This is a genomic window from Planktotalea sp., from assembly GCF_039984035.1.
Classification (GTDB): Bacteria; Pseudomonadota; Alphaproteobacteria; order Rhodobacterales; family Rhodobacteraceae; genus Planktotalea.
Genome location: NZ_JBDWVM010000319.1, coordinates 1 through 6,644, shown reverse-complemented (window position 1 = coordinate 6,644; position 6,644 = coordinate 1). Strand labels below are relative to the sequence as shown.

Below are 6,644 nucleotides of genomic sequence, written 5' to 3'. Positions count from 1 at the left end.
CTGAACGGCTCATTCGGTCAGGTTGCTGGTACAGACAGCACAGGCGCGGCGACATTCGCAGAAATGGCGACAGCGGCTGATTTCGACGGGACTTCACCGTTCACACCAGAAAGCTACGACGCGGCAGCATTGATCATGCTCGCGATGCAAGCGGCTGGCTCTTCTGCAAGCGCAGACGTGAAAGACAAGATCTTTGACGTTGCAAACGCACCGGGCGAGAAAATCTTCCCGGGTGAGCTCGCGAAAGCACTGCAGATCATCAAAGACGGCGGCGAAGTCGACTATGTTGGCGCATCTGCAGTTGAATTGATCGGCAACGGCGAATCCGCTGGCAGCTACCGCCAGTTGAAAGTCGAAGGCGGCAAGTTCGTGACTGTTCAATATCGCTAATCGCGATTGGATATGACTGGAAAGCCCCGGCACTGCTGGGGCTTTCTGTATTTAGCGGCATTTTCCTAAGGCAACCCTATGCTCAGCAACACCAAACATGATGGATACTTCCTCTATCATTCCATCGGCATGTACCCCGGTAAGGAAGAAGAACTGGCCGCCGCGACGGCTGAGTTCGCCAAGGTTTGGGCCGCACCCGATGACAAACAATGGGGCTATGTTCTGCTGAAACGGCAGGATTTCATCGATTACTGGCGCCGCATTATCAATGTGCCCAAAGGGTCAATGACTACCTGTGAAAGCGTCACGGACGGCATGCACAAATTGATGCGCGCGCTGCCTGATGGCCAATTGCGCGGCAAGCGTGTGCTGGTGGCGGAGGATTGCTTCCCGTCCATGCATTTCCTGCTGGCTGGCTTGGCTCCGAAAATGGGGTTCACGCTGGATACCGTCCCCAAACGCGAGGATGCGTCTTGGGTAGAGCCTGATGATTTTATGGAAAGCTGGGGCAGGGATGTCGGCCTTGCGCTACTCACGTGGGTGACCTCGACCGCCTCTGCGCGCGTTGATCTGGCACCGCTTGTGGCGCATGGGCGCGCGATGGGCAGCATGATCGGCGTCGACATCACCCAAGCTGCTGGATTGATCCCCTTTGATGCCATGAACCCGAAGGTGGATTTCACGCTTTCTACCTCGCTCAAATGGATGTGCGGCACGCCGGGGGCTGGTATCCTCTATGTGGAAAAGGCGCTCGCGCGCGAGCTCCAACCCGAAGCGCGCGGTTGGTTTTCGCAGAACAATCCGTTTTCTTGGGACCTCGATAAATTCGAATACGCCCCCGACATTCGCCGCTTTGACAGCGGAACGCCCGGCTCTGTCGCGGCTGTGGCCTCGCTCCCCGCTTTGAAATGGCATGCGGCGCAGGATCACGCAGAGCTGGCGTCTTGGAATCGCGAACTCGTCGATCTCATTATCAAACGCGCCGATGCGTTGAACCTGCCGCTGCATTCCCCGCGCGACCCTGACCGACGTGGCGGCTCGGTCATGTTGCGTTTTCCTGATAAGGCAGAGGCCGCCGCAGTCGTTGGCGCGCTGGGCGTCGAGGGGTTGTCCGTCGATTTCAGAGGCCAATTGCTGCGCCTTTCCCCAGGCAATGTGACAGCGAAATCGATGATCGACGATGTGTTTGATCTCACGGATGAGGTCATGGCGCGCCGCCGCCGCCGTTTTGCAGGGCAGGGCATTTCGCCAGAAGTGAAAGGAAGCAATATGTCTTCAAGTGATGTGCTTGGTGCGCTGGGCGGAATGCTCCTCAGTGGAGATATCAAAATCGTGGACTGCTCGGCCCAACTTGGCCCCGACACGCCAATCCTTAATCTGCCGACAGATTTTGCTGTGAATACACCGAAGGTCGAAATTCACAAAATCAGCGAATATGATGCCGACGGGCCGTTCTTTGCTTGGAATTGGTTGAAACTTGGTGAACATTCAGGAACCCATTTCGATGCGCCGCACCATTGGATTTCTGGCAAGGATCACACGGACGGGTACACTGATACGCTCGATATGCAGCGGATCATGGCCCCCGTGAATGTGATTGATTGCTCCGCTGAATCCGAAGCTGACAATGACTTCCTTCTCACTGCCGAGCACGTCAAAGCGTGGGAGCGTGAGCACGGCGACATAAATCCGGGCGAATGGGTGGTGATGCGAACGGATTGGGACAAACGCGCCCATGATGCCGCGCTTTTCCTCAATGATGATCCAGACCCACATGAGGATGGCTCGCACAGTCCCGGGCCGACAACGGACTGCATCGACTATCTGCTCAGCAAGGGCATCGTTGGTTGGGGCACGCAGTGCATAGGCACGGATGCTGGTATGGCCGGTAAGTTCAGCCCGCCGTATCCCGCGCATAACTATCTGCATCGCGACAATTGCTTCGGGTTGGCGAGTCTGTGCAATCTGGATCAATTGCCTCCGAAGGGTGCGATCTTGATCGCTGCGCCGCTGAAAATCGACCAAGGGACAGGGTCCCCCATTCGGGCAATGGCATTGGTTACAAAGGTTTGAGAAGCCTGAGACTTTTGTCTGAGTTACAGTGAACTGGGGGATTGACCCCATTGAGTGCGCGGCGCGTCCCTGTATTGTAACAGGGTGCTCTAAGCGCATTCACTACATTTTTAGCCCAGAGTTTTAAGGCAGTTACCCATGGCAAACAGAAGACTATCAGGAAAAGCAGAGCTGCGGCGCGCAAGGCGTGCAGGCGGTGGGCTCTTGGGCTCGGTCTTTGTATTTTCCATATTTGTGAATTTGCTCATGCTCACTGGGCCACTGTTCATGTTGCAGGTCTATGACCGCGTTCTTGGCTCGCGGTCAGAGGAAACCTTGGTCGCGCTCTTTGCATTGGTCGCGGCGCTGTACGGTTTGATGGGCTTGCTCGATTATGCCCGCGGACGCTTGCTGGCGCGCTTTGCAGTGCGGTTTCGTGAAAAACTGGATGCACGGGTTTTTGATGCAAGCCTGCGCAAGTCCTTGATTGCAGAAGCACGCGCGCAGCCCAACGCGGGCTTGCGTCAACTGGATGCGATCCAGTCCTTTTTCATCTCTCCGGTTATGACGGCGATCTTTGATATCCCTTGGACGCCCCTGTTTATTGCGGCGATCTTTATCTTCCACCCGATGCTCGGCTGGCTTGCGCTCGCGGGGGGCGGTGCTCTCATCCTGATCGCGGTTCTGAACAGTCTTCTCACCAATCGCAAAACGATTGAAGCACAACAAAAAACAGTGTCGGCGCACGGACTTGCGGATCAAACCCGCAATTCGAGCGAAATTGTACGTTCGCAAGGGATGAGCAAGTCCATGCAAGCGCGCTGGCAATCCGTGCAGAATGAAGCCTTGGTTCAAACGATCGGTGCAAGTGATTGGACAGGCAGCTTTAGCGCCCTGACCAAAGCCCTGCGTCTGTTTTTGCAATCTGCGATGCTCGCGCTTGGTGCTTGGTTGACGCTGCAAGGCGAGTTAACTGCAGGCGCAATGATCGCAGGTTCTATCTTGCTCGGACGCGCCTTGGCGCCAATTGAACAATCCGTTGGCCAATGGGCGCTGATCCAGCGCGCGGTTGAAGGCTGGCGTGGATTGGGGCAGCTGTTGCAAGCGATCCCCGAAGATGACGAAACCATCAACCTGCCAACGCCGCCTGCAAAATTGTCGTTCAAAGCGGTGGCTGTCGTTGCGCCTAAAACGCGGACGCCAATCTTGGCTGGCATTAGTTTTGATGTTGCTCCGGGTCAAGTTCTCGGTGTTATCGGCAACAGTGGCACGGGTAAATCAACATTGGCCAAGGCCATGGTCGGTCTGATGCCCGCCGCTGCGGGTGAAATCCGATTTGGCGGCGCGACCCTTGATCAATACGATCCAGACCAACTTGGATCGCTGATTGGCTATTTGCCGCAAAACGTGACGTTGTTCAGTGGCACCGTCGCTGAAAACATCGCGCGCATGTCCACAAACGTGGACGAGGCGAAGGTCTTTGAAGCGGCCAAACGCGCTAACGCGCATGAGATGATCCTTGCGCTGCCGGATGGCTACAAAACCGTGCTGCATGGAGATGACAACCAATTGTCAGGTGGTCAAAAACAACGTCTCGCTCTGGCGAGGGCGCTCTATCAAGATCCGGTTTTGCTGGTTCTGGATGAGCCGAATTCGGCGCTCGACAATGTCGGGACTGAAGCGCTCAACCGCACGGTGCGCGAGTTCAGAAGCTCTGATCGCGCAGTCATTATCATGACCCATCGCCCACAAGCGATTGCCGAATGTGACAGTCTCATCGTGATGGACAAGGGCCGGATAAAAGCCAATGGCCCAAGGGATGAGGTGCTTAAGGCATCCTTGCAAAATTCAAATCAAGTGAAACGTGAAATCTCAGGAAAAGCGCAATGACACCTGACAACACAAGCCCGAAAACGACCCTCGCGAAAGCAGGTAAACCGCTCTTTATCGGATATGTTTCCTTGATCATTCTGGTTGGTGTGATCGGAGCTTGGAGCGTGCAGGCGCGGATCGCAGGCGCGGTGATCGCGTCGGGTATGATCCAGGTCGAGAACAATCGCCAAGTGGTGCAACACCCGCAGGGCGGCGTTGTTGGCGAGCTACTTGCGCGTGACGGTGACCGTGTTGAAGCGGGCGATGTTGTGCTGCGCCTTGATGACACTTTGCTGCGCTCGGAACTCGCTATCATTATGGCGCAGTTGAATGAAATTCGGGCACGCAAAGGGCGCTTGATCGCAGAGCGTGACGACGCTGAAGCAATCACATTTGGCGCTGAAATTCGGGCGCAGGCAGAACAGGATGCAGATATCGCCTCGCTTTTAGAGGGGCAAGAACGGCTCTTTAAAACGCGTATGCTGGCGTTGGATCAAGAAATCGGCCAGCTCCAAAACCAGATTGAACAAACGCGCGAGCAAATCAAAGGCGGCGAAGCGCAGCTTGTCGCAACGCAAGGGCAGGCAGAACTTATTCAATCTGAATTGACGGATACCCAATCGCTTTTCGAAAAGGGTCTCGTCCAAGCGTCACGGCTATCAGCCTTGCGTCGCGAGGATGCGCGCCTCAAAGGGACAGTTGGCGAATATCGGGCGCTGATCGCACAGTTGAAGGCGGATATCGCGCGCCTCAATATTCAAATTCTGCGCCTCAGCACGCAGCGCCGCGAAGAAGCGATCAGCACGCTCAGAGATTTGCAGTTTCAAGAGAATGAATTGGCCGAGCGCGCGTTGTCTGCTCGCGATACCTTGTCCAAGATGGAAGTACGCACGCCTGTGTCCGGAGTCGTCTACGGCAATACCGTTTTCGCGCTGCAATCAGTGATCTCGCCCGCAGCGCCGATTATGTATGTCATTCCGCAGGATCAGGCCCTCATCGTGTCTGCGCGCGTAGAAGCGATACATATCGATCAAGTGCATGAAGGGCAGGGCGCGACCTTGCGCTTTGTGGCGTTTGATCAACGTACGACACCAGAGATTTTCGGCGTGGTCACCCAACTTTCGGCAGATGTGTTTACCGATGAGCAGACAGGCGTGTCCTATTATCAGGCTCAATTACTGCCAAATGACGGCGAGTTGCAAAAGCTGGAAGGTCAACAATTGGTGCCCGGCATGCCTGTTGAGGCCTTCATCAAGACAGCAGAACGATCGCCCTTAAGCTACCTGCTGAAACCCGTTATGGATTACTTCAACAAAGCCTTCCGCGAAGCGTAAAGCTGCGCGATAGCGAGATGAAAGCACGGGCGTTTATTCGCCCGTGTAATCCGCTTTTGCAGGGCCGCGATAGAATTGCGTTAGCTCTGCGTCCACTTCTGTACCATCCGCGAGGAAAGGCAGAATGCCTTTACGAATTGAGCGACCGCGCATGTTTTTGATGTCTTCATCAGAGCGTGTGACACGTTGTGACATGCGCCGCGCCCATTGGAACAAATACCCATAGAGGCGATCAATCTCGCCTTGGTGTTCATCGCTTTTCGCAAGGTCATGATATTCGTCAGGATCGGTTTCCAAGTCGAACAGCATCGGACGAAACCCGCCTTCTGCGTGCATCATTTTAAATCGACCATCGAAGACCATGAACAAACGCGCATCGCGTGGCTCTAACCCCAGAAGCACGGCTTGCGGCGTGGCCGAGAAATCATATTCACTGATCGCAAATTCGCGCCATTGCGTGGGCTGCCCATGCAGCCAAGGCAACAACGAGCGCCCTTCAAGAATGTGATCTGCAACCTTGCCACCTGCCGCCTCGACAAAGGTGGGGGCCAAATCGATGCTTTCTACAAGGGCGTCACAGGTCGTACCGCGCGTGCCATCTGCTTCGGCACGGGGATCATAGACGATCATAGGCACCTTAACAGATTGCTCGTGGAACAGGTCCTTTTCGCCAAGCCAATGATCCCCAAGATAGTCGCCATGATCAGAGGTCAAAACGATCATCGTGTCTTTCAATTTATCGCTGGCTTCCAAGTGATCGAGCAATCGGCCCAATTGATCATCGCACTGTTTGATCAGCCCCATATAGGCGGGAATGACCTTCTGGCGTACTTCTTCACGTTGAAATGCCGCTGCGATTTTGTTCTTCATATAGGCGCCGTAAACGGGATGGGGATTATCCTGTTCAATGGGGTCGCGTTTGGCGGCGGGTACGTTATTCGCGCCATACATATCGTGGTAAGGCGCGGGCACGATGTAGGGCCAATGCGGTTTGAT

At 55.1% G+C, this 6,644-nt stretch carries 4 protein-coding genes and 1 pseudogene; 4 read left to right on the top strand and 1 reads right to left on the bottom strand.

Features of this window, described 5'->3' with window-relative positions:
* From ABJQ89_RS14335 to ABJQ89_RS14320, 4 genes and pseudogenes are all read left to right on the top strand, one after another.
* Nucleotides 1–390 (top strand): annotated as a pseudogene (locus ABJQ89_RS14335) (branched-chain amino acid ABC transporter substrate-binding protein); the annotation flags it as partial.
* A gap of 78 nt (nucleotides 391–468) precedes the next feature.
* Nucleotides 469–2,463 carry an aminotransferase class V-fold PLP-dependent enzyme gene (locus tag ABJQ89_RS14330; protein WP_348496869.1) on the top strand — a complete coding sequence of 665 codons (1,995 nt, stop codon included), beginning with the start codon at nucleotides 469–471 and terminating at the stop codon, nucleotides 2,461–2,463.
* Nucleotides 2,464–2,601: 138 nt separating this feature from the next.
* Nucleotides 2,602–4,332 carry a type I secretion system permease/ATPase gene (locus ABJQ89_RS14325; protein ID WP_348496868.1) on the top strand — a complete coding sequence of 577 codons (1,731 nt, stop codon included), beginning with the start codon at nucleotides 2,602–2,604 and terminating at the stop codon, nucleotides 4,330–4,332.
* Nucleotides 4,329–5,648, top strand: a complete 1,320-nt coding sequence (locus ABJQ89_RS14320; protein ID WP_348496867.1) for an HlyD family type I secretion periplasmic adaptor subunit — start codon at nucleotides 4,329–4,331, stop codon at nucleotides 5,646–5,648. Before ABJQ89_RS14325 ends, ABJQ89_RS14320 begins: the two co-directional genes overlap by 4 nt.
* 33 nt (nucleotides 5,649–5,681) lie before the next feature.
* On the opposite strand, the gene ABJQ89_RS14315 is transcribed toward ABJQ89_RS14320, so the two are convergent.
* Nucleotides 5,682–6,644 (bottom strand): sulfatase-like hydrolase/transferase (locus ABJQ89_RS14315; protein ID WP_348496866.1); only part of this gene is annotated, 963 nt, incomplete at its 5' end.

Coding starts and splice junctions, on each gene's coding strand:
- ABJQ89_RS14330 (WP_348496869.1), top strand. CDS start 469: ATGCTCAGCAACACCAAACATGATGGATACTTCCTCTATCATTCCATC.
- ABJQ89_RS14325 (WP_348496868.1), top strand. CDS start 2,602: ATGGCAAACAGAAGACTATCAGGAAAAGCAGAGCTGCGGCGCGCAAGG.
- ABJQ89_RS14320 (WP_348496867.1), top strand. CDS start 4,329: ATGACACCTGACAACACAAGCCCGAAAACGACCCTCGCGAAAGCAGGT.